Source organism: Pectobacterium nicotianae (assembly GCF_023272715.1).
Lineage (GTDB): Bacteria > Pseudomonadota > Gammaproteobacteria > Enterobacterales > Enterobacteriaceae > Pectobacterium > Pectobacterium brasiliense.
On record NZ_CP096821.1, the window covers coordinates 2,543,518 to 2,565,077 of the forward strand.

At 52.8% G+C, this 21,560-nt stretch carries 19 protein-coding genes and 1 other annotated feature; of the genes, 13 read left to right on the top strand and 6 right to left on the bottom strand.

Annotated features, from left to right (window positions below; genetic code table 11):
• From rsxG to dtpA, 4 genes are all read left to right on the top strand, one after another.
• On the top strand, positions 1-630 hold the full coding sequence (rsxG, locus tag MYB54_RS11440) for an electron transport complex subunit RsxG (protein ID WP_039555000.1): 630 nt from the start codon (positions 1-3) through the stop codon (positions 628-630).
• Positions 627-1,334 carry an electron transport complex subunit E gene (locus MYB54_RS11445; RefSeq protein ID WP_119871647.1) on the top strand — a complete coding sequence of 236 codons (708 nt, stop codon included), beginning with the start codon at positions 627-629 and terminating at the stop codon, positions 1,332-1,334. The genes rsxG and MYB54_RS11445 overlap by 4 nt, the downstream gene beginning before the upstream one ends.
• Positions 1,331-1,966: an endonuclease III gene (gene nth, locus MYB54_RS11450; RefSeq protein ID WP_248720803.1), complete on the top strand. Its 636-nt coding sequence runs from the start codon at positions 1,331-1,333 to the stop codon at positions 1,964-1,966. Before MYB54_RS11445 ends, nth begins: the two co-directional genes overlap by 4 nt.
• A 689-nt stretch (positions 1,967-2,655) precedes the next feature.
• Entirely contained in the window at positions 2,656-4,173 is a 1,518-nt protein-coding gene (dtpA, locus tag MYB54_RS11455; RefSeq protein ID WP_248720804.1) for a dipeptide/tripeptide permease DtpA, read from the top strand.
• Positions 4,174-4,303: 130 nt separating this feature from the next.
• Here the strand turns inward: dtpA and cysB are convergent, their stop codons facing one another.
• Both cysB and topA read right to left on the bottom strand, forming a co-directional pair.
• Positions 4,304-5,278 (bottom strand): HTH-type transcriptional regulator CysB, encoded by a 975-nt coding sequence (cysB, locus tag MYB54_RS11460; RefSeq protein ID WP_005968651.1) that lies wholly within the window; start codon positions 5,276-5,278, stop codon positions 4,304-4,306.
• 380 nt (positions 5,279-5,658) lie between these two features.
• Positions 5,659-8,259 carry a type I DNA topoisomerase gene (topA, locus tag MYB54_RS11465; protein WP_039517280.1) on the bottom strand — a complete coding sequence of 867 codons (2,601 nt, stop codon included), beginning with the start codon at positions 8,257-8,259 and terminating at the stop codon, positions 5,659-5,661.
• A gap of 369 nt (positions 8,260-8,628) precedes the next feature.
• On the opposite strand from topA, the gene MYB54_RS11470 reads away from it, so the two are divergent.
• Complete coding sequence (locus MYB54_RS11470; RefSeq protein WP_039276201.1) at positions 8,629-8,898, top strand: YciN family protein; 270 nt, start codon at positions 8,629-8,631, stop codon at positions 8,896-8,898.
• Between the two features lie 75 nt (positions 8,899-8,973).
• Here the strand turns inward: MYB54_RS11470 and sohB are convergent, their stop codons facing one another.
• Complete coding sequence (sohB, locus tag MYB54_RS11475) at positions 8,974-10,020, bottom strand: protease SohB (RefSeq protein WP_248720805.1); 1,047 nt, start codon at positions 10,018-10,020, stop codon at positions 8,974-8,976.
• A gap of 356 nt (positions 10,021-10,376) precedes the next feature.
• Here sohB and MYB54_RS11480 point away from each other — a divergent pair, with 356 nt between their 5' ends.
• Together MYB54_RS11480 and cobO are read left to right on the top strand one after the other, a co-directional pair.
• Positions 10,377-11,138 (top strand): YciK family oxidoreductase, encoded by a 762-nt coding sequence (locus MYB54_RS11480; RefSeq protein WP_039529032.1) that lies wholly within the window; start codon positions 10,377-10,379, stop codon positions 11,136-11,138.
• Between the two features lie 17 nt (positions 11,139-11,155).
• A complete protein-coding gene (cobO, locus tag MYB54_RS11485; protein ID WP_039315090.1) occupies positions 11,156-11,746 on the top strand; it encodes a cob(I)yrinic acid a,c-diamide adenosyltransferase in 591 nt (196 codons plus the stop codon).
• Between the two features lie 81 nt (positions 11,747-11,827).
• On the opposite strand, the gene rluB is transcribed toward cobO, so the two are convergent.
• The 3 genes from rluB to rnm form a co-directional block, all read right to left on the bottom strand.
• Positions 11,828-12,712 carry a 23S rRNA pseudouridine(2605) synthase RluB gene (gene rluB, locus MYB54_RS11490; RefSeq protein ID WP_014915352.1) on the bottom strand — a complete coding sequence of 295 codons (885 nt, stop codon included), beginning with the start codon at positions 12,710-12,712 and terminating at the stop codon, positions 11,828-11,830.
• Between the two features lie 169 nt (positions 12,713-12,881).
• A complete protein-coding gene (locus tag MYB54_RS11495) occupies positions 12,882-13,502 on the bottom strand; it encodes an L-threonylcarbamoyladenylate synthase (RefSeq protein ID WP_014915351.1) in 621 nt (206 codons plus the stop codon).
• Positions 13,503-13,669: 167 nt separating this feature from the next.
• On the bottom strand, positions 13,670-14,566 hold the full coding sequence (gene rnm / locus MYB54_RS11500) for an RNase RNM (RefSeq protein WP_164671837.1): 897 nt from the start codon (positions 14,564-14,566) through the stop codon (positions 13,670-13,672).
• Between the two features lie 208 nt (positions 14,567-14,774).
• Positions 14,775-14,879, top strand: a sequence feature (Trp leader region).
• A 31-nt stretch (positions 14,880-14,910) separates the two neighbouring features.
• Here rnm and MYB54_RS11505 point away from each other — a divergent pair.
• From MYB54_RS11505 to trpA, 6 genes are all read left to right on the top strand, one after another.
• Positions 14,911-16,473 (top strand): anthranilate synthase component 1, encoded by a 1,563-nt coding sequence (locus MYB54_RS11505; protein ID WP_014915349.1) that lies wholly within the window; start codon positions 14,911-14,913, stop codon positions 16,471-16,473.
• Positions 16,473-17,051, top strand: coding sequence for a glutamine amidotransferase-related protein (locus tag MYB54_RS11510; RefSeq protein ID WP_010275261.1), 579 nt, complete (start codon positions 16,473-16,475; stop codon positions 17,049-17,051). Before MYB54_RS11505 ends, MYB54_RS11510 begins: the two co-directional genes overlap by 1 nt.
• Before the next feature lie 83 nt (positions 17,052-17,134).
• On the top strand, positions 17,135-18,133 hold the full coding sequence (trpD, locus tag MYB54_RS11515; RefSeq protein WP_014915348.1) for an anthranilate phosphoribosyltransferase: 999 nt from the start codon (positions 17,135-17,137) through the stop codon (positions 18,131-18,133).
• 7 nt (positions 18,134-18,140) lie between these two features.
• The gene (gene trpCF, locus MYB54_RS11520; RefSeq protein ID WP_014915347.1) at positions 18,141-19,508 is read left to right on the top strand and encodes a bifunctional indole-3-glycerol-phosphate synthase TrpC/phosphoribosylanthranilate isomerase TrpF; all 1,368 of its coding nucleotides are present in this window, start codon (positions 18,141-18,143) and stop codon (positions 19,506-19,508) included.
• Positions 19,509-19,521: 13 nt separating this feature from the next.
• Entirely contained in the window at positions 19,522-20,715 is a 1,194-nt protein-coding gene (gene trpB / locus MYB54_RS11525; RefSeq protein ID WP_174435753.1) for a tryptophan synthase subunit beta, read from the top strand.
• Positions 20,715-21,521: a tryptophan synthase subunit alpha gene (gene trpA, locus MYB54_RS11530; RefSeq protein ID WP_014915345.1), complete on the top strand. Its 807-nt coding sequence runs from the start codon at positions 20,715-20,717 to the stop codon at positions 21,519-21,521. The genes trpB and trpA overlap by 1 nt, the downstream gene beginning before the upstream one ends.
• Positions 21,522-21,560 lie beyond the last annotated feature (39 nt).

A 21,560-nucleotide genomic window follows, 5' to 3' on the forward strand; every position in this document is an offset into this window, starting at 1 on the left:
ATGATAACAACAATGCGTCGCCACGCGACAACGCTGGCCCTGTTCGCCGCGTCCACCACCGCAGTCACGGCAGTGGTGAATATGCTGACGGAGCCCACGATCTCTCATCAGGCCATGCTGCAGCAAAAAATGCTGTTGGATCAGGTGGTTCCCGCCGAATTATACAATAGTGACATTCAAAAAGAGTGTTACGTTGTCACCGATCCGGCATTAGGATCGTCAGCGCCACACCGCGTGTTCATCGCCCGCCAAAACGGTGAGCCGGTTGCCGCCGCACTGGAAAGTACCGCACCGGATGGCTATTCTGGTGCTATTCGACTGCTGGTTGGTGCCGATTTTCACGGTAAGGTACTCGGCGTTCGCGTTACCGAGCATCATGAAACACCGGGACTGGGTGATAAAATCGAAGTACGAATTTCTGACTGGATCACCCGATTCAGCGGACAAACGGTACAGGGTGAGCAGGATGCCCGCTGGGCTGTGAAGAAAGAAGGCGGCATGTTTGATCAATTTACCGGAGCCACCATTACGCCGCGCGCCGTGATTAACAGCGTAAAACGCAGCGCCCTTTACCTGCAAACGCTGCCGCCACAAATCAACACGCTGTCCGCCTGTGGAGAGAACCAATGAGTCAAACCAAAGCACTTTTCGTTGAAGGGTTATGGAAGAACAACTCGGCACTGGTTCAATTGCTGGGCCTTTGCCCCCTGCTGGCCGTGTCATCCACCGCGACTAACGCGCTGGGATTAGGGCTGGCAACCACGCTGGTTCTTACCTGTACCAACATGGCCGTCTCCGCGCTGCGTCGCTGGGTGCCAGCGGAAATCCGTATTCCCATTTACGTCATGATCATCGCCTCGGTGGTCAGCACCGTGCAGATGTTGATCAACGCCTATGCCTACGGCTTATATCAATCTCTGGGGATTTTTATCCCGCTAATCGTGACGAACTGTATCGTTATCGGCCGGGCAGAAGCCTTTGCCTCCAAGAATGCGGTTTTCCCGTCCGCCATTGACGGCCTGGCAATGGGGCTGGGAGCCACCAGCGCACTGGTGGTGCTCGGTTCTCTACGTGAAATTCTGGGTAACGGCACGCTATTCGACGGCGCGGATTTGCTGCTGGGCAATTGGGCTAAAGCGCTGCGCATTGAGGTGGTTCACCTCGATTCCCCTTTCCTTCTGGCGATGCTGCCACCGGGCGCGTTTATCGGTCTGGGACTGTTGCTGGCTGTGAAATATTTGATCGATGAGAAAATGAAACAACGTCGAGCTCGCGCGGCTGTCACCGAAGAAAAAGCCACGCCGGCAACCGGCACCGTAGGGGAATCGCTGTGAATAAGGCTAAGCGGATTGAGATCTTAACGCGTTTACGCGACAACAATCCCCATCCGACGACTGAATTGCAGTTCAGTACGCCGTTTGAGCTGCTCATCGCCGTGCTGCTTTCCGCGCAGGCAACCGATGTCAGCGTGAACAAGGCAACGGCAAAACTCTACCCTGTCGCCAACACGCCCGAAGCCCTGCTTGAGCTCGGCGTAGACGGCGTGAAAGACTACATCAAGACGATCGGCCTGTTTAACAGCAAAGCAGAAAACGTCATCAAAACCTGTCGTTTGTTGTTGGAAAAGCATCAGGGACAGGTTCCCGAAGATCGCGCTGCGCTGGAAGCCTTACCCGGCGTAGGACGAAAAACGGCAAACGTCGTTCTGAACACCGCGTTTGGCTGGCCGACGATTGCCGTTGATACGCACATCTTTCGTGTCAGTAACCGGACAGGATTCGCGCCGGGTAAAAATGTCGAACAGGTAGAGGAAAAACTGCTGAAAGTCGTTCCGGCAGAATTTAAAGTCGACTGTCATCACTGGCTAATCCTGCATGGTCGTTACACCTGTATTGCCCGTAAACCGCGTTGTAGTTCCTGCCTGATTGAAGATTTATGTGAATTTGGCGAAAAGGTCGACGCCTAATCTGTCCAGGTCTGGTGGAATCCCCTCTCGCCAGACCTTCTTCTCCGTTATTCCACACTCCGCCTCGTCTTTCGCTCTCTCACTAGCAAAGCGAGCCGCGTGTTATCTGCATCTTACGGCTCAGACAACGATGCTCTCAGGCGGTTTATTCGATGCACTGTAGCGTATTCCTCTAGCAAAAAGCCTGTATAAAAGTACAAGTAACCACTATTTAAGGCTAATAAGTTATTTTTAATAGAAAATTTAGTGATTGAAAGTCACTTTGAGTGACTATATCGATATTTATCTTATTGCTTGCTATTGATGCATTTTTATACTCACTGCATATTTAGTGATATGCAAAACATTAAACCGCATATTCATTCATAGTTAATGATATTGTCTTGATTTTAAGTAAAAGGCAGATTATATCCCTTTTATAAAAAATAAATGGGTGAAACCAATATAATCATTTGAAGCAAAAGAAAGTTATGAAATTAAACTCTGCATAACATTTAATTTCTAGTTTTATCCAACAACCAAAACCACTTGTAACAAAACATGTCAAATGACTTGCCTGTCCGTAAAATCACGTCAATATAGCGCCGTTTTTCCTCCCCATAACTAGTCAAAAGAGGTTGCAGTTTCACTGTTTCACTCTTGTTATTTTCTCGTTAAAAAAAACGAGATAGGTAAAATCAGAGGTCTTTGTGTCAACAGCAAACAACAACAGCGAATCCCCTGAAAGCGTCAGCATGAACGCTTTCAAACAACCAAAAGCGTTTTATCTCATCTTCAGCATCGAGCTGTGGGAGCGTTTTGGTTACTACGGTCTGCAAGGCATTATGGCGGTTTATCTGGTCAAAATGCTGGGCATGTCCGAAACCGACTCCATTACCCTTTTCTCCTCATTCAGCGCGCTGGTATACGGTTTTGTCGCTATTGGCGGCTGGCTGGGTGATAAAGTCCTCGGCACTAAACGTGTAATCGTGCTGGGTGCTATCGTACTGGCGATCGGTTACACCATGATTGCCTACTCAGGGCACAGCGTGACGTGGGTGTATGTCGGCATGGCGACCATTGCCGTCGGTAACGGATTGTTTAAAGCCAACCCGTCAGCCCTGCTGTCTACCAGCTATGCGAAAGACGATCCACGCCTGGACGGTGCTTTCACCATGTATTATATGGCGGTGAACATCGGCTCCTTCTTTTCTATGCTGGCGACACCGGTACTTGCCGCGAACTATGGCTGGAGCGTGGCCTTCTCCCTGAGCGTCGTGGGTATGATTCTGACGCTGGTTAACTTTATGTTCTGCCGCAAGTGGGTCAGCACACAAGGTTCTCAGCCAGATTTCCAACCGATCAATCTGCAGAAGCTCGCTGTCACGCTCGCAGGTATTGTCGCGCTGGTCGCACTTTCCACCTGGCTGCTGCACAACCAGAGCATCGCACGTTGGATTCTGACGCTTATTTCACTGGCCGTTGTTGCCATCTTCATCAAAGAGATGCTGGCGGTGAGCGGAGCAGAACGCCGGAAAATGATTGTCGCGCTTCTGCTGATGCTGGAAGCGGTGGTCTTCTTTGTGCTGTACAACCAGATGCCAACCTCGCTGAACTTCTTTGCTATTCGCAACGTTGAGCACTCGATTTTAGGCTTTACCTTTGAGCCAGAGCAGTATCAGGCGCTCAACCCGTTCTGGATTATGGTTGCCAGCCCGATTCTGGCTGCGGTTTACAACAAAATGGGCGACCAGCTGCCGATGGCGCACAAGTTTGCGGTTGGTATGGTGCTGTGCTCTGGCGCGTTTCTGGTGCTGCCGTGGGGTGCCAGCATGGCAAACGAACAAGGTATTGTGTCCGTCAACTGGCTGATCCTCTGCTATGGCTTGCAAAGTATCGGAGAGTTGATGATTTCCGGTCTGGGTCTGGCGATGGTCGCTCAACTGGTACCACAGCGCCTGATGGGCTTCATTATGGGTGCCTGGTTCCTGACGTCAGCCGGTGCCGCCATTATCGCAGGCTACGTTGCTAATATGATGGCCGTGCCAGAGAACGTCGTAGACCCGCACGCGTCTCTTGAGATTTATAGCAATGTCTTCATGCAGATTGGTATCGTCACGGGCATCATCGCCGTTCTGATGCTGCTGACCGCGCCGAAACTGACGCGTATGACGCAGGATGTCACCGACGCCCCTGCAGACGCCGTCACGACGACAGCCTCTGCCTGATAACCCGCCGTAACACGTCACGCCAATGACGGTATGACGTGTTACTGGTGAAGCGTTAGAGATAGCCAGATGATAAAAAGCCAGACAGTGTCTGGCTTTTTTACGCGGGTTGATCCGTCCTGAATGACGTTTACTTCACAGGCAACGTCACATCTTTGAACATCGCTTCAATTTCATCATTCGAACGCAGCGCAACGGCAGAATCGACGACATCACGCGTTAAGTGCGGCGCAAAGCGCTGGATGAAATCGTACATGTAGCTGCGCAGGAATGTGCTGCGGCGGAAGCCAATTTTCGTCGTGCTGTAGCTGAAGATGCTGTTCGCGTTGATGGTCACCAGATCGGTTTCCGTCTGCGGATCGACCGCCATATTCGCAATAACCCCGACACCCAATCCTAAACGCACGTAGGTCTTAATCACATCGGCATCCGTTGCGGTAAAGACGATGCGCGGCGTAAGGCCAGCGCGGTTAAACGCGGTATCCAACTCGGAGCGTCCGGTAAAACCAAAGGTATAGGTGACGATAGGATAAGCGGCCAGTTCTTCGATGGTGATATCGGTCTTAGACGCCAGCGGGTGATCCGGTTTTACCACCACCGCGCGATTCCAGTGGTAGCACGGCAGCATGATCAGATCGTCGTACAAATGCAGCGCTTCGGTCGCAATAGCAAAATCCGCAGAGCCTTTCGCAACGGCCTCAGCAATCTGCGTCGGTGAGCCCTGATGCATGTGCAGCGACACGCGAGGATAGCGATCGATGAAACCTTTAATGACGCTTGGCAGCGCGTAGCGCGCCTGCGTGTGCGTGGTCGCGACATACAACGACCCTTTATCGGGATAGGTGTGCTCTCCGGCAACCGCTTTGATGGCATCGACTTTCGACAACACTTCACGCGCGATGCGGATGACTTCCTGTCCGGCTGGTGTCACCTGTGTCAGGTGTTTTCCACTACGGGCAAAAATCTGAATGCCCAACTCATCCTCCAGCATGCGGACCTGTTTACTGATCCCCGGCTGGGAGGTGTACAACCCTTCTGCGGTAGAAGACACATTCAGGTTGTGATTAACAACTTCAACAATATAACGAAGCTGTTGTAGTTTCATAATTTATCCCATTCCCAATTGAAGTGTGCGCGTGGCATCTCACAACGTTCTGACGACGTTCCGTTTTATTGATTTTGATTGCGTCTTAACCACCTGGCGCATATTTCCATCAATTAATGTCATTTAATCATAAAAACTATTTTTATATAACCATTTCTGCATGGCGGCAACGATAAAGAACGCGGTGCATGCGATTATCACCGAGGTAAACCGCATCATTCTCTATCACGGATCAACAATCCTCATGCTACCGCAGGACAATCTTCATGCATCTGTTTTATCGAGATATTTTCTGCGATCAAAAAAGCCAGCCTTGCGGCTGGCTTGATTTAGCGATGTTTTACACATAACTCAGTTATGCGCGGGGTAACTGAAAGGGGTTACTTCTTCCCTTCAACCCATTTTCCATCGATGTAAAACGCTGACCAGCCCGTTGCCTTGCCGTCTTTCTCTGACGAGACATATTGCTGTTTGGTCTTACGGCTGAAACGCACCTGCGTTTTGTTGCCGTCTTTATCGACCACTGGCGCTTCCGCCAGATAGCGAAGTTTCTCCGGTAAACGATCTTTGAATCGCACCAGTTCTTCTACCAGCGGTGCCCGCGTTTCACGAGATTTCGGGAACGTATTGGCCGCAAGGAAGACGCCTGCTGCGCCATCACGCAAGACGAAATAGGCATCAGACTTCTCGCAAGGCAGCTCAGGCAACGGCACCGGATCTTCTTTCGGTGGCGCAACATCGCCATTACGCAGGATCTTACGCGTGTTACTACAGGTCTCGCTGGTACACGCCATGTACTTACCGAAACGTCCCATTTTGAGGTGCATTTCGGAACCACACTTCTCGCACTCAACAATCGGGCCATCATAGCCCTTGATGCGGAACTCACCGGCTTCTATCTCATACCCGTCACAGGCTGGGTTATTCCCGCACACGTGCAGCTTGCGCTGATTATCAATCAGGTAGCTGTCCATTGCCGTACCACATTTTTCGCAGCGACGGCGGGCACGCAACGCGTTGGTTTCGGCATCGTCGCCTTCTAACACGTTCAGTACTTCAGTTTCCGGTATCAGGTTGATCGTGGTCTTACAGCGCTCTTTCGGCGACAGTGCATAGCCGGAACAGCCCAGGAACACCCCGGTACTGGCAGTACGGATACCCATTTGACGAGAGCAGGTTGGGCAATCAATGCTGGTTAACACCATCGCATTGGGGCGCATACCGCCTTCTTCAGGATCCTGTTCAGCCTTTTCCAACTGCTGGCTAAATTCGTTGAAGAATTCATCCAGTACCGCTTTCCATTCCGCCTGATTATTGGCGACCTGATCGAGGCGGCTTTCCATCCGTGCGGTGAAATCGTAATTCATCAGTTCGCGGAAGTTTTCTTCCAGTCGATCGGTAACGATTTCACCCATTTTCTCGGCATAGAAACGGCGGTTTTCCACTCGAACGTAGCCGCGATCCTGAATGGTGGAAATAATAGAAGCATAGGTAGACGGACGGCCAATCCCACGTTTTTCCAGCTCTTTAACCAGAGAGGCATCGCTGTAACGTGCCGGTGGTTTAGTGAAGTGTTGCCCTGGCAGCAGCTTCTGCAGCGCCAGCGATTCGCCCACTGCCACAGTCGGCAACGTGCGATCTTCATCATTTTTACGCAGCGCAGGCATGACTTTCGTCCAGCCATCAAAACGCAGCGTACGGCCTTTGGCACGCAGTTGATAATCGGCAGCTTCGACGATTAACGTGGTGGAATCGTATTGCGCAGGCGTCATTTGGCAGGCGACGAACTGACGCCAAATCAGCTGATACAGCTTCTGCGCATCGGCTTCCATATCTTTCAGGTTGTCAGCCAGCACGCCAACATCAGAAGGACGAATCGCTTCGTGCGCTTCCTGCGAGTTTTCTTTGCTGCTGTAAAGGTTCGCTGACTCCGGCAGATAGCGCTTGCCGAACTCTTCGCCAATATAGCCACGCACCATCGTCAAGGCATCCTGACTGAGGTTCGTTGAGTCGGTACGCATGTAGGTAATGTAACCCGCTTCGTACAGACGCTGCGCCATCATCATGGTCTTTTTCACGCCGAAGCCAAGGCGCGTACTGGCAGCCTGTTGCAGCGTGGAGGTGATGAACGGCGCGCCCGGTTTGCTGCTGGTCGGCTTATCTTCACGATCGGCAACCACATAACGCGCGTGCTCAAGCAGGCTGACCGCCGCATGCGTTTGTTCTTTATTAACCGGTTTAAACGGCTTGCCGTTGTGATGTGTCACCTGCATTTGCAGTTGAATATCGCTGCCTGCCAGCAAATCAGCGTGCAGTTCCCAATATTCTTCCGGCACGAACGCTTTGATTTCGCGCTCACGATCGACAATCAGGCGCACGGCAACCGACTGTACGCGCCCAGCGGACAGGCCACGAGCAATTTTTTTCCACAGCAACGGGGAAACCATGTACCCCACCACGCGATCCATAAACCGACGCGCCTGCTGGGCATTCACGCGGTCAATATTCAACGTATCGGGTTTTTCAAACGCCTGTTTAATGGCATTTTTCGTGATTTCGTTAAACACCACGCGGCTGAAACGCTGATCGTCACCACCAATGATTTCCCGCAGGTGCCAGGCAATGGCTTCCCCTTCGCGGTCAAGGTCGGTTGCGAGATAGATGTGGTCGGCATTTTCCGCCAGCGTTTTTAATTCGGAGACAACCTTCTCCTTACCCGGCAGTATTTCGTAGTTGGCTTTCCAGCCATGATAAGGGTCGACGCCCATACGATTAACTAGCGCGGATTTCTCATCCTTTTTGACTTTCTTTTTCGTTTTATCTTTAGTCGTTGAGTCCGCGCTCTTTTTACTGACTGAGCCACTCGTCGGCAGATCGCGCACATGACCGACGCTGGATTTCACCACGTAGTCATTGCCTAAATACTTATTGATCGTTTTGGCTTTTGCCGGGGACTCGACGATAACGAGAGCTTTACCCATATGTACTATTACCTGCTGAATTCTTCTGAAAATCAGATATTTTTCGGGGCATCCAGAGCGGATTCTACTGACTGCGCAAAATCCCACACTCTACCTGATAAATATTGCCACGCAACCTAATTAGCATGGAAACCCTGTTTTATCCGCTTCCCGCCACACTGAATATCGGCAGGTAAGCGCCTAAAATGTAGTCCATTTACATCATAATCTACGCTTTACGCTGAAACCGTATCGCAGTACCCTTCCTCTTGATGCGACTTTTGAAATAACCGCAATGCGTTTTGAAATCGCGGTGTTGATTTTAGAAATAGCCTTGTTGATATAGTGCAACGCCCCCTTTTTTCAAGGGTGAGTACAGGAGTAACAATCATGTCACCTGAACATCAGGTAAACGAAGAAAAGCGTCCTATTGACCGCCAGAGCTTATTAATTGAAGCCAATGACATCATTAAGCATCACGATGATTATTTGCATGGTATGGTCGCTGATAGCGTAGAACAAAAAAACGGCGTGCTGGTTTTTCGCGGTGAGTTTTTTCTCGATGAGAACGGAATACCAACCTTAAAAAGCACCGCGGTATTTAACATGTTCAAGCATCTTGCGCATGTTTTATCCGAAAAATACGACTTGATCGATTAAATAGCTTGATCGATTAAATACAAATGCCCGCAAATTCGCGGGCATTTGATTGTGTACAGCTTACTATTTTATTAATTACAGTAGAGGCTTTGAACCACGTTGCCACCAGCGCAACATCAGTCGTTCTGCGGTATCGCCAGCGCTGCCCGTCAGACGATCCAGCAGGCGTTTACGCCGTGTATAGCGAACGCTTAACACTTCATGACTGGCCATTTCAGCAATAAGCAGATCGTCACTGGTACCGATAGCGTCAATCAACCCCAGATCTTTCGCCTGAGTACCAAACCAGTGCTCTCCCGTCGCCACCGAATCAATATCCAGCGAAGGACGCATCTGCTGTACAAAATCCTTAAACAGCGTGTGCGTGACATTCAGATCTTCACGGAATTTCTCACGACCTTGTTCGGTGTTCTCACCAAACAGCGTCAGCGTACGCTTGAATTCACCCGCAGTGTGCAGCTCAACATCAATGTCTTTGTTTTTCAGCAAACGGTGGAAGTTGGGGATTTGTGCCACAACGCCAATAGACCCTACAATCGCAAACGGTGCCGCTACGATGCGGTCAGCCACGCAGGCCATCATATATCCGCCGCTGGCAGCCACTTTATCCACGGAGACCGTCAAACGTACGCCGCCCTGGCGTAAACGCTGCAATTGCGAGGCCGCCAAGCCATAACCGTGCACCACACCACCTGGGCTTTCCAGACGCAGCAAGACCTCATCTTTCGGTTTCGCCACAGCGAGCACGGCGGAGATCTCTTCACGCAGCGAACTGACTTCGCCCGCATCCATACTGCCGTTGAAATCGAGCACGTACAGAAACGGTTTAACACTCTTCTCTTCGCCACGTTTGGCACGCTGTTTATCTTGCTTAGCAGTTTCTTTTTCTTTCTTCTTTTCTTGTTTAGATAACAGCTTACGCTCGGTGTCACTCATACAGGCGGTCTGCATTTCACGCTGCATTTCCTGATATTGTTCACCCAGATTCGTGACCTGCAACTCACCTTTATGCGGGCGCTTACGCTGCGTCATCCCGAATGCCAGAACGACTAACGCACCAATCGCCACCACGATGGTGAGTACCTTAGCCAGGAATAAACCGTACAGAGAAAGTAATTCCACAAACACCGTCCTCATTGACTGCGTATTAATTAATGTTGGTTTACTCACCAACCATGGCGTTGACGTCGTGCGCCATTCCCTTCCTATAACCTAACTGATGGCACGCAATATGGCGATGTTATTCCTGCGGTTTTTACGCCTGTTGCTGCTTTTTACAACAGCACAGGGATAAATAGAGGCAGTCTCATTGAAAACAGTCGACATTTGAGGCATAACACCCCCATTCATCCTGCCCGGATGCGCCGTTATCTGACGTTCCGAGCGGCACGACCGACGCATCTCGCCGTGCCGATACGCGATGGCAGGTCTATTATCTGAAGCGTGGCTGTTTTGCGCCACGGCAAGAGGAATTCATTGTGCATTACCAGCCTAAAATCGATTTACTGCAAAACCGCATCATTCTGGTCACCGGTGCTGGCGACGGCATTGGCCGGGAAGCCGCGCTGACCTACGCTCGCTACGGCGCGCACGTCATCTTATTAGGGCGGACAGAAAGTAAACTTCAATCGGTTAAACAGCAGATCGAGCAAGAACACGGTACGCCAGCGCACGTGGTTGTCTGCGATATGCTGGCCTTATCCTCCGCGCAATGCTTTCAACTGGCTGACGAACTGGCACAGGTTGTGCCGCACCTGGATGGGGTTCTTCACAACGCCGGATTACTCGGAGAAATCACCCCTATCACACAGCAAACGCCTGAGATCTGGCATCAGGTTATGCAGGTCAACGTCAACGCGACCTTTATGCTGACACAGGCGCTGCTGCCTCTATTATTGAAATCGCCTTGCGCTTCTCTGGTTTTCACCAGTTCCAGCGTGGGCCGTGAAGGTCGTGCCGGCTGGGGAGCCTATTCCGTATCCAAATTTGCGACAGAAGGCCTGATGCAAGTGCTGGCAGAAGAATACAGTTCACACAATCTGCGCGTGAACTGCATCAATCCTGGCGGAACGCGAACAGGAATGCGTGCGTCAGCCTTCCCCAACGAAGATCCAATGAGACTGAAAACGCCAGCAGATATTATGCCGCTGTATCTCTACCTGATGGGCGATGACAGCCGCCGTAAGACGGGGATGAGTTTTGACGCACAGCCGGGCAGAAAAGCCGGTCCAGCCGAATAATAGAAAGAGCACGCACGATGAGCGATGAACGCCACCAGCAACGCCAACAGCGCCTGAAAGAAAAGGTCGACGCCCGTATTGCCGCCGCGAATGAAACACGCGGTATCCTGATCGTCTTCACCGGTAACGGGAAAGGAAAAACCACTGCGGCCTTTGGTACCGTCACGCGAGCGATAGGCCACGGGTTACGGGCGGGCGTGATCCAGTTTATTAAAGGTGAATGGCCTAACGGTGAGAAGAATCTGCTACAACAGCACGGCGTGGAATTTCAGGTCATGGCGACGGGCTTTACCTGGGATACGCAGAATCGCCAGACGGATACCGAAGCGGCACAACTCGTCTGGCAGCATGGCAAACGCATGCTGGCCGATCCACAGCTCGATCTCGTCGTATTGGACGAACTGACGTATATGATTAGCTATGATTATTTAGATTTGAGTGACGTTGTCACTGCACTGAAGCAGCGCCCTGCCGGACAGACGGTCATTATTACCGGCCGCGGTTGCCATCGTGACTTGCTGGAAATGGCCGATACCGTGACGGAAATGCGACCGGTAAAACATGCGTTTGATAGCGGAATTCAGGCCCAGCAAGGCATTGACTGGTAGCCGTTAGCTTTCATTAGTGATAAGCCGAGCGCAAATGAAAACGGGCAGCGAAAGCTGCCCATGAAGCGTATAGAGAGAAGATTACCCGTTGCGCTTAGGTTTTGGCGAGGTACGGCGCGCCGGAGCACTGTTGATCTGGCTGTGACGTTTTACCGCACGGCGGATCTGGTTCGCCTTCACTCGGCGGCGCTCACGCTCAACCGGCAGTTTCGATACCGTTTCTGCCGGAAGCTGCACTAATTCACGCAGATAGTTCAGCTGTTCCAGTGGCATTTCTGTCCAGCCACCGCGTGGAATACCTTTCGGCAGCGTAATGTCACCGTAGCGCACGCGAATCAGGCGGCTAACCTGCACACCAACCGCTTCCCACAGACGGCGAACTTCACGGTTGCGCCCTTCGGTCAGCGTCACGTTATACCACTGGTTCAACCCTTCACCGCCCTGATAGCGGATGGTACGGAATGACGCCGGGCCATCATCCAGCTGTACGCCTTTGCTCAGCTGTTTAATTTTTTCGTCGTCAACTTCACCGAAAACACGCACGGCGTATTCACGCTCAACCTCACGGCTGGGGTGCATCAGGCGGTTGGCTAACTCACCGTCGGTCGTGAACAGCAGCAGGCCGGAGGTATTCACGTCCAGACGCCCTACAGCAACCCAGCGAGAACCCTGAATTTTTGGCAGACGGTCAAATACTGTCGGGCGGCCATCAGGATCGTTACGGGTGCACAACTCACCTTCCGGTTTGTAGTACATCAGTACGCGGCACACGGACTCTTCGGTTTCCTTAACGGTAACCACATGACCATCGATACGGATTTTGGTGGCTTTCGTCACTTCAACGCGATCGCCCAGAGTGGCAATCTTACCGTCAACGCTGACGCGTCCAGCCTGAATGATAACTTCAATTTCGCGGCGTGAGCCATGTCCGGCACGCGCCAGAACTTTTTGTAACTTTTCGCTCATTGAGCAACCTCTAGTGTCGCCTTCCCAGGCGTCGGGGGGAGTCATAACTGCTGATAAAATTCAGCTAGTTACGTAAAAATAGTGTGTACGTAAAAATCGTTCGTCATATTAAAAACTGGCGCGATTATACCGATCTTCGCGCCATTTGTATTCCCATTGTTACCGCTCGTTATAAAAACGGTGTGACATCACCGGTGCCCTCACGCGCGACGCGTGGCACGGACTCGGTTAAATCGATAACCGTCGTCGGTTGTTGACCCAGCGAACCGCCATGAATAATTAAATCCACCTGTTTTCCCAATCTGTCCTGAATTTCTTCTGGATCGGATTCGGCGAAATCATTTCCCGGCAGCATCAGCGTCGTCGACATCAGCGGCTCATTCAGCGCGGCCAGCAGCTCCAGTGCGATAGGATTGGACGGCACGCGCAGGCCGATGGTTTTACGCTTTTCATTCATTAAGCGGCGAGGAACCTCTTTCGTCGCTTTCAGAATAAACGTGTAATTACCGGGTGTGTTATTTTTAATCAACCGAAAAGCCGAGTTATCAACATGGGCATACGTCGACAGTTCGGACAGATCGCGACACATCAGCGTGAAGTTATGATCGCTCCCCAGATCGCGAATCCGGCAGATGCGTTCCAGCGCGTTCTTTTCGCCCAACATACAGCCCAACGCGTAACCGGAATCCGTTGGATAAACAATCACCCCACCTTTATGCAAAAATTCCACCGACTGATTGATCAATCGCGGCTGCGGATTCTGTGGGTGAATATAGAAAAACTGGCTCATAACCCTACCTCGTACGTCTGACATTTCGCGGCGCTGTTCATTCCAACCCGCTTCATCGTGCAATAAGGATGATTATAGAACGTGTTGGCGGTAAAAGATTGTTATTCCATGATTTGTTATTTCAAAGAGAGCGTCATGGCATCAACGTGGTATCGGTTGATCGATAATTATGCGCTGCCAGCCTCCACCAATAGCGGATGGTGCCAAACGGGTTCGACATCGGCAGGTAGCCACAGCTTGCGGCCCAGCTCAATCCAGGCACACGGCAGGTGGAAATCCGATCCTTGCGACGCCATCAGGTTGAAATCCCGCGCATAGCGTCCCAACTGCGTCCGTTCATCCGGTGCCTGTTGGCATTGCGCTACTTCCATCGCGATCCCGCCGTTTTCTGCGAAGGTAGCTAACAGACGCTTTAGCCACTTGGCCGTCAAATCGTAGCGCCCCGGATGCGCCAACACCGATACACCGCCAGATTGATGAATCGCCTCGATCGCTTGCGGGATGGTGCACCACTGCGGTGGCACGTAACCGATTTTGCCTTTCGCCAGATATTTTTTGAACACCTGATTCATATTCGCCGCGATGCCCAGTTCAATCAGATAACGTGCAAAATGCGCGCGTGTAATCTGTCCGCCCGTCGCCAGACGCTGTGCGCCAGCCAGCGCATCAGGAATGCGGTTTTTTTCCAGACGAGCCGCGATCTGCTCCGCCCGACTCTGCCGGCACTCCGCCTGCTGTTGCAACAGCCTCGTCAACGCTGGGTGTGCACTATCCATCCCCAGTCCGACAATATGGATCTCATGGTTTTCCCACAGCGTGGAGATCTCTACGCCGGGAATCAATCTCAGCGGCAGCCCCTGTTGTGCAATCGCATCCTGCGCTTCGTCAAGCCCAGCCGTCGTGTCGTGATCGGTAATAGCCAGCACGCTCACCCGCATGTCTACCGCGCGACTGACCAGCGCCGTCGGCGTTAAAAGGCCATCAGATGCCGTGGTATGGCTATGCAAATCATAAAGTGGGAACGACGATATCGGTTGAGAATCTTCTGGCACAAGCCTATCCATTAACAAGAATAATGCGAAGACCGCATGATGCCATCAATAGGGCGTAAATGGTAATGCCTGCCCTTTCCCTGAGTAATAAAATAATCCTATTGAAGGTGTTGACATTTTATCGTCGAACCAGTTAACTAGTACGCAAGCGCAGTGCGCAGACAGTAATCAGTATACAAACAGTGAGATGATGATAATGGCAACGCAGAAAATGATGAAGCATGGTTGGTGGCGCTCTTCCCTCTCGCGGGTGGACTAATCACGCATCGCTGTTATCACACATGCAGATATTCCCAGGCCCGCTTAACCAAGCGGGCTTTTTATTTGATGGGCACAACATTAAACGGGTAGCAAGAATGCAAACAACACAACCTAAACTGGAACTGCTGCGTATTGAGGCCGTTTACCGTAACGACCCCAGCGCGATCTTCCATCAGCTCTGCGGTGCCAGACCGGCAACGCTGCTGTTAGAGTCGGCTGAAATCGACAGCAAGGAAAACCTGAAAAGCCTGTTGATCGTAGATAGCGCACTGCGCATCACCGCACTGGGCCAGCACGTTTCCATTCAGGCACTGACGGCAAACGGCGCCAGCCTCCTGCCGCTTCTGGATGCCGCGCTGCCAGTGGAGATTATCAATCAACCGCGTCCGAACGGCCGTGAACTCACGTTCCCACTGGCAGACGCCATGCAGGACGAAGATGCTCGCCTGCGTTCGCTGTCCGTGTTTGATGCCTTACGTCAGATTCTGACGCTGGTCGCCTGCCCGGCAGATGAGCGTGAAGCCATGTTTCTCGGCGGCCTCTTCGCCTACGATCTGGTCGCAGGGTTTGAAGAATTACCCGCGCTGAGCCAGCAGCAGCGTTGCCCGGATTTTTGCTTCTATCTGGCAGAAACGCTGCTGGTGCTTGACCACCAAAAACGTGTAACCGCGCTACAAGCCAGCCTGTTTACACCGCACCATAGCGAAAAGCAGCGTCTGCAACAGCGTCTGGAACAGCTACAGCTTCAGCTCACCCAACCAGCACCTGCGCTGCCACGTCAGTCCATCGAAGACATGACGCTGAGCTGCAACCAGAGCGATGAAGCCTTCGGGGAAGTCGTCAGCCAGATGCAGGAAGCTATCCGCATCGGTGAAATTTTCCAGGTCGTGCCGTCGCGCCGTTTTTCTCTGCCCTGCCCTTCACCGCTGGCCGCCTACCAAACACTGAAGGATAACAATCCCAGCCCTTACATGTTTTACATGCAGGATCAGGACTTCACGTTGTTCGGTGCCTCGCCGGAAAGCTCGCTGAAATACGACGCCGACAGCCGTCAAATCGAAATCTATCCCATTGCTGGTACTCGCCCACGCGGTCGCCGTGCCGATGGCTCGCTGGATCGCGATCTCGATAGCCGTATTGAGTTAGAAATGCGTACCGACCATAAAGAGCTGGCTGAGCATTTGATGCTGGTAGATTTAGCGCGTAACGATCTGGCGCGCATCTGTCAGCCGGGTAGCCGTTACGTTGCTGACTTGACCAAAGTTGACCGCTATTCCTTTGTGATGCATCTGGTCTCCCGCGTCGTTGGTACGCTGCGTGAAGATTTAGATGTGCTGCACGCCTACCGCGCCTGCATGAATATGGGCACGCTGAGCGGTGCACCGAAAGTCCGGGCCATGCAGCTGATTGCCGAAAGTGAGAAAACCCGACGCGGCAGCTACGGCGGCGCGGTGGGCTACTTCACCGCTCACGGCGATCTGGACACCTGCATCGTTATCCGCTCCGCCTATGTCGAAGACGGTATTGCCACTGTTCAGGCGGGTGCGGGCGTGGTGCTGGATTCTAACCCTCAGGCCGAAGCCGACGAAACACGTAATAAAGCCCGGGCCGTACTGCGAGCCATTGCCAGCGCGCACCATGCAAAGGAGATTTTCTGATGGCCGACATCTTACTGCTCGATAACATCGATTCATTCACCTACAACCTGGTGGATCAGCTGCGTGCCAGCGGTCATCAGGTCGTGATTTACCGTAACCATCTGCCTGCCGACGTCATCATCGCGCGGTTACAGCAAATGGAAAAACCGATCCTGATGCTCTCTCCCGGCCCCGGCACGCCAGCCGAAGCGGGTTGTATGCCGGAACTGCTGCAGCGCCTGCGCGGTCAGTTGCCGATTATCGGCATTTGCCTCGGCCATCAGGCTATCGTGGAAGCCTATGGCGGCCATGTTGGTCAGGCGGGTGAAATCCTGCACGGCAAAGCGTCTGCTATCGACCACGATGCCAGCGGCATGTTTAGCGGTTTACCGCATCCATTGCCCGTCGCTCGCTACCACTCGCTGGTCGGCAGCAACATTCCGTCGACGCTGACCGTCAACGCACACTTCAACACGATGGTCATGGCCGTGCGGAACGATGCCGATCGCGTCTGCGGTTTTCAATTCCATCCTGAGTCGATCCTGACCACGCACGGCGCTCGACTGCTGGAACAAACGCTGGACTGGGCGCTGGCTTAACGAGGGATACGATTATGCAACTGTCTTCTATACAACAATCTTCTAAGACCCGGGAACCGTCTACTGCTCAGGATGTCATTACCATGCAACACATACTGGAAAAATTATACGGCGCGACTCCTATCAGCCGTCAGGAAAGTCAGGCGCTGTTTGGTGCCATTATTCGCGGTGAACTGGAAGCCAGCCAGCTGGCAGCGGCGTTGATTAGTATGAAAGTACGCGGCGAACATCCCGATGAGATCGCCGGTGCTGCCACGGCTCTGCTGGCCGATGCACAGCCGTTCCCGCGCCCTGACTATTTATTTGCCGATATCGTCGGCACAGGCGGTGACGGCACCAACAGTATCAACATTTCGACGGCCAGTGCCTTCGTTGCCGCCAGCTGTGGTCTGAAAATCGCCAAGCACGGCAACCGCAGCGTATCCAGCCGTTCCGGTTCCTCCGATCTGCTCTCCGCTTTCGGCATTAAGCTGGATATGAGCGCACAGGATTCCCGTCAGGCGTTGGACGACCTGGGCGTGTGTTTCCTGTTTGCTCCGCAATACCATCTGGGCTTCCGTCATGCCATGCCAGTGCGTCAACAGCTTAAAACCCGCACCGTCTTCAACGTGCTGGGGCCGTTGGTTAACCCCGCTCGTCCACCACTGGCGCTGATTGGCGTGTATAGCCCCGAATTGGTTCGCCCTATCGCCGAAACGCTGAAAGTGCTGGGCTACCAGCGTGCCGCGGTTGTACACGGTGGCGGAATGGATGAAGTCGCGATTCATGCACCGACGCAGGTTGCCGAGTTGAACCATGGCGAGATCGCAACCTACGAACTGACGCACCGCGATTTCGGGCTGGATGCGTATCCGCTATCGGCATTGCAAGGCGGTACGCCAGAAGAAAATCGTGACATTCTCGCGTCACTGCTACAAGGTAAAGGTGAACGTGCGCACGCCGCCGCGGTTGCCGCCAACGTTGCGCTGCTCCTGAGATTATTTGGACAAGAAGATCTGCGCCAAAATGCGCAACAAGCGCTTGAAGTCATTCATAGCGGACAGGCTTATCAGCGCGTTATCGCCCTGTCCGCCAGAGGATAATGAAACCATGCAGGAAACCGTATTACATAAAATTGTGCGCGATAAGGCGCTCTGGGTTGCGGAACGCGAAAAAGCACAGCCGCTGGCCTCTTTTCAGCATGAGATCGTTCCCAGCCAGCGTGATTTTTATCAGGCGCTGAAACAAGACAAACCTGCCTTTATTCTTGAATGCAAAAAGGCTTCACCGTCGAAGGGATTGATTCGCGATGATTTTGACCCGTTAGCGATAGCTCAGGTCTATAAAGATTACGCGTCTGCTATTTCCGTTTTGACTGACGAAAAGTACTTTCAGGGCGATTTTGCCTTCCTGCCGCAGGTTAGCGCGGCAGTGCATCAACCGGTGTTGTGCAAAGACTTTATCATTTCGCCCTACCAGATCTATCTGGCACGCTACTATCAGGCCGATGCCATTCTGCTGATGCTATCCGTGCTGGACGACGAGCAATACCAGCAACTGGCCGAAGTGGCGCACAGTCTGAAACTGGGCGTGTTGACAGAAGTCAGTAATGAAGAAGAGCTGCTGCGGGCCATTCAGCTCGAAGCACGCGTCGTTGGGATCAACAACCGCGACCTGCGCGATCTCTCCATTGACCTCAACCGTACCCGGACGCTCGCACCGCGTCTGCCCGCAGGCGTCACCGTGATCAGCGAATCCGGTATCAACTGTCAGGCACAGATTCGTGAACTCAGCGCCTTTGCTCAGGGCTTCCTGATCGGCAGTTCACTAATGTCTGAGCCGGATCTGAACGGTGCGGTACGCCGCGTTATTCTGGGTGAGAACAAAGTCTGCGGCCTGACGCGCGCAGCTGATGCACAGGCCGCCTATCAAGCGGGTGCGCTCTACGGCGGTTTAATCTTCGTCGCCAGCTCTCCACGCTATGTTGACGCCAAACAAGCCGCCGACGTGATGACGGGTGCCCCACTGCGCTATGTCGGTGTTTTTCGCAATGCGCCCGTCGAACACATCGTTGCGATCACAACGCAGTTGGGATTAGCGGCCGTTCAACTGCACGGCGATGAAGATCAACAGACCATCGACAAACTACGTCAGCAGTTACCCGCAACCTGCCAGATTTGGAAAGCGCTGAGCATCACGGACACCTTTCCAGAACGCAATCTCACCCACGTCGATCGCTACCTGTTTGACAACGGTCAGGGCGGCAGCGGGAAAACCTTCAACTGGTCGCTGCTGGCGAATCAGTCATTGGATAACGTGCTGCTAGCTGGCGGTCTGAATAGCGATAACTGCGCACTGGCGGCACAGCAAGGTTGCGCAGGGCTGGATTTCAATTCCGGGGTAGAAAGCGAACCGGGAAAAAAAGACTCACATAAAATTGCTGCGGTTTTTGCGACATTACGTCAGCCGCAGCACTAAAACAGACGGGAAAATTATGACATTACTCAACCCTTACTTCGGTGAATTCGGCGGGCAGTTTGTTCCGCAGATCCTCATCCCGGCGTTACGCCAGCTGGAAGAGGCTTTCGTCAGCGCACAAAAAGATCCTGAATTTCAGGCCGAATTTACCGACCTGCTGAAAAACTACGCAGGTCGTCCGACCGCGTTAACCCTGTGTCAAAACCTGACAGCTGGGACAAAAACCAAGCTGTACCTGAAACGCGAAGATCTGCTGCACGGCGGTGCGCACAAAACCAATCAGGTACTCGGACAAGCTCTGCTGGCTAAGCGCATGGGTAAAAGTGAAATCATCGCCGAAACCGGTGCGGGCCAACACGGCGTCGCAACGGCGTTGGCTTGCGCCCTGCTCGGCCTGAAATGCCGCGTTTATATGGGAGCAAAAGACGTTGAGCGCCAGTCGCCGAACGTGTTCCGCATGCGTTTGATGGGGGCGGAAGTAATTCCGGTTCACAGCGGTTCTTCCACGCTGAAAGATGCCTGCAACGAAGCGCTACGTGACTGGTCTGGCAGCTATGAAACGGCACACTATTTGCTGGGAACGGCTGCTGGCCCGCATCCTTATCCGACTATCGTGCGCGAGTTCCAACGCATGATTGGTGAAGAAACCAAAGCGCAGATTCTGGAAAAAGAAGGTCGCTTGCCGGATGCGGTATTAGCCTGTGTCGGCGGTGGTTCTAACGCGATTGGGATGTTCGCTGATTTCATTGACGATACGACCGTCCGTCTGATCGGCGTTGAACCTGGCGGCTTGGGTATTGAATCCGGGCAGCACGGCGCACCGTTAAAACACGGCCGCGTTGGTATTTATTTCGGCATGAAGTCCCCGATGATGCAAACGTCCGACGGACAAATTGAAGAATCTTACTCGATTTCTGCCGGGTTGGATTTCCCGTCCGTAGGGCCGCAGCACGCCTATCTGAACAGCATTGGCCGTGCCGACTATGTATCGATTACCGATGATGAAGCGTTGGATGCTTTCAAAGCGCTCTGCCGCGGTGAAGGGATTATTCCCGCGCTGGAATCCTCCCACGCGCTGGCACATGCCTTGAAGATGATCAAAGCAGAACCAGAGAAGGAGCAACTGCTGGTGGTCAACCTGTCCGGCCGTGGTGATAAAGACATCTTTACCGTGCACGATATTTTGAAAGATCGGGGAGAAATCTAATGGAACGCTATCAACAGTTATTTAACCGCCTGTCAGAGAACAAGGAAGGCGCGTTCGTTCCCTTTGTTACGCTGGGCGATCCCTCTCCCGAGCAGTCCCTGAAAATTATCGATACGCTGATTGCGGCCGGTGCCGATGCATTGGAGCTGGGCGTGCCCTTCTCTGACCCGTTGGCGGATGGCCCGACCATTCAGGATGCCAATCTGCGTGCGTTTGCCGCAGGCGTCACGCCGGACCAATGCTTTGAAATGCTGGCGACCATACGACAAAAATACCCGGAAATTCCGATTGGCCTGCTGATGTATGCCAACCTGGTGTTCAGCAACGGCATTGATGAATTCTATCAGCGCTGCGCACAGGTTGGCGTCGATTCGGTGTTAGTGGCGGATGTCCCGGTAGTAGAATCTGCGCCTTTCCGTGCGGCTGCGCTGCGACACGGCATCGCCCCCATTTTTATCTGTCCGCCCAATGCTGACGATGAACTGCTGCGCGAGATCGCCTCTTATGGTCGCGGCTATACCTATTTAGTGTCACGTGCGGGCGTGACTGGGGCAGAAAAGCGCGCGCAACTGCCGCTGCATCATCTGGTTGCCAAACTGAACGCGTATCATGCTGCCCCTCCGTTACAAGGATTTGGCATTTCCGATCCCGCTCAAGTACGGGAAACGTTAGCCTCAGGCGCAGCGGGCGCCATTTCTGGCTCCGCGATCGTACGGATTATCGAAAAAAATCTGAACCAGCCTGACGTTATGCTGTCCGAGTTACACGCCTTTGTGAGTGAAATGAAAGCCGCTACGCGTTCATAACACTTTTCAGGTGCGCGATTTGTGCTTCACACAAGTCCT

Bases quoted from the DNA above. Each gene is read 5' to 3' on its own strand.
- MYB54_RS11505 (WP_014915349.1), top strand. From the start codon at position 14,911: ATGCAAACAACACAACCTAAACTGGAACTGCTGCGTATTGAGGCCGTT.
- topA (WP_039517280.1), bottom strand. From the start codon at position 8,259: ATGGGTAAAGCTCTCGTTATCGTCGAGTCCCCGGCAAAAGCCAAAACG.
- rluB (WP_014915352.1), bottom strand. From the start codon at position 12,712: ATGAGCGAAAAGTTACAAAAAGTTCTGGCGCGTGCCGGACATGGCTCA.
- MYB54_RS11470 (WP_039276201.1), top strand. From the start codon at position 8,629: ATGTCACCTGAACATCAGGTAAACGAAGAAAAGCGTCCTATTGACCGC.
- MYB54_RS11510 (WP_010275261.1), top strand. From the start codon at position 16,473: ATGGCCGACATCTTACTGCTCGATAACATCGATTCATTCACCTACAAC.
- rnm (WP_164671837.1), bottom strand. From the start codon at position 14,566: ATGGATAGGCTTGTGCCAGAAGATTCTCAACCGATATCGTCGTTCCCA.
- trpA (WP_014915345.1), top strand. From the start codon at position 20,715: ATGGAACGCTATCAACAGTTATTTAACCGCCTGTCAGAGAACAAGGAA.
- MYB54_RS11445 (WP_119871647.1), top strand. From the start codon at position 627: ATGAGTCAAACCAAAGCACTTTTCGTTGAAGGGTTATGGAAGAACAAC.
- cysB (WP_005968651.1), bottom strand. From the start codon at position 5,278: ATGAAACTACAACAGCTTCGTTATATTGTTGAAGTTGTTAATCACAAC.
- trpCF (WP_014915347.1), top strand. From the start codon at position 18,141: ATGCAGGAAACCGTATTACATAAAATTGTGCGCGATAAGGCGCTCTGG.
- MYB54_RS11495 (WP_014915351.1), bottom strand. From the start codon at position 13,502: ATGAGCCAGTTTTTCTATATTCACCCACAGAATCCGCAGCCGCGATTG.
- trpD (WP_014915348.1), top strand. From the start codon at position 17,135: ATGCAACACATACTGGAAAAATTATACGGCGCGACTCCTATCAGCCGT.
- rsxG (WP_039555000.1), top strand. From the start codon at position 1: ATGATAACAACAATGCGTCGCCACGCGACAACGCTGGCCCTGTTCGCC.
- cobO (WP_039315090.1), top strand. From the start codon at position 11,156: ATGAGCGATGAACGCCACCAGCAACGCCAACAGCGCCTGAAAGAAAAG.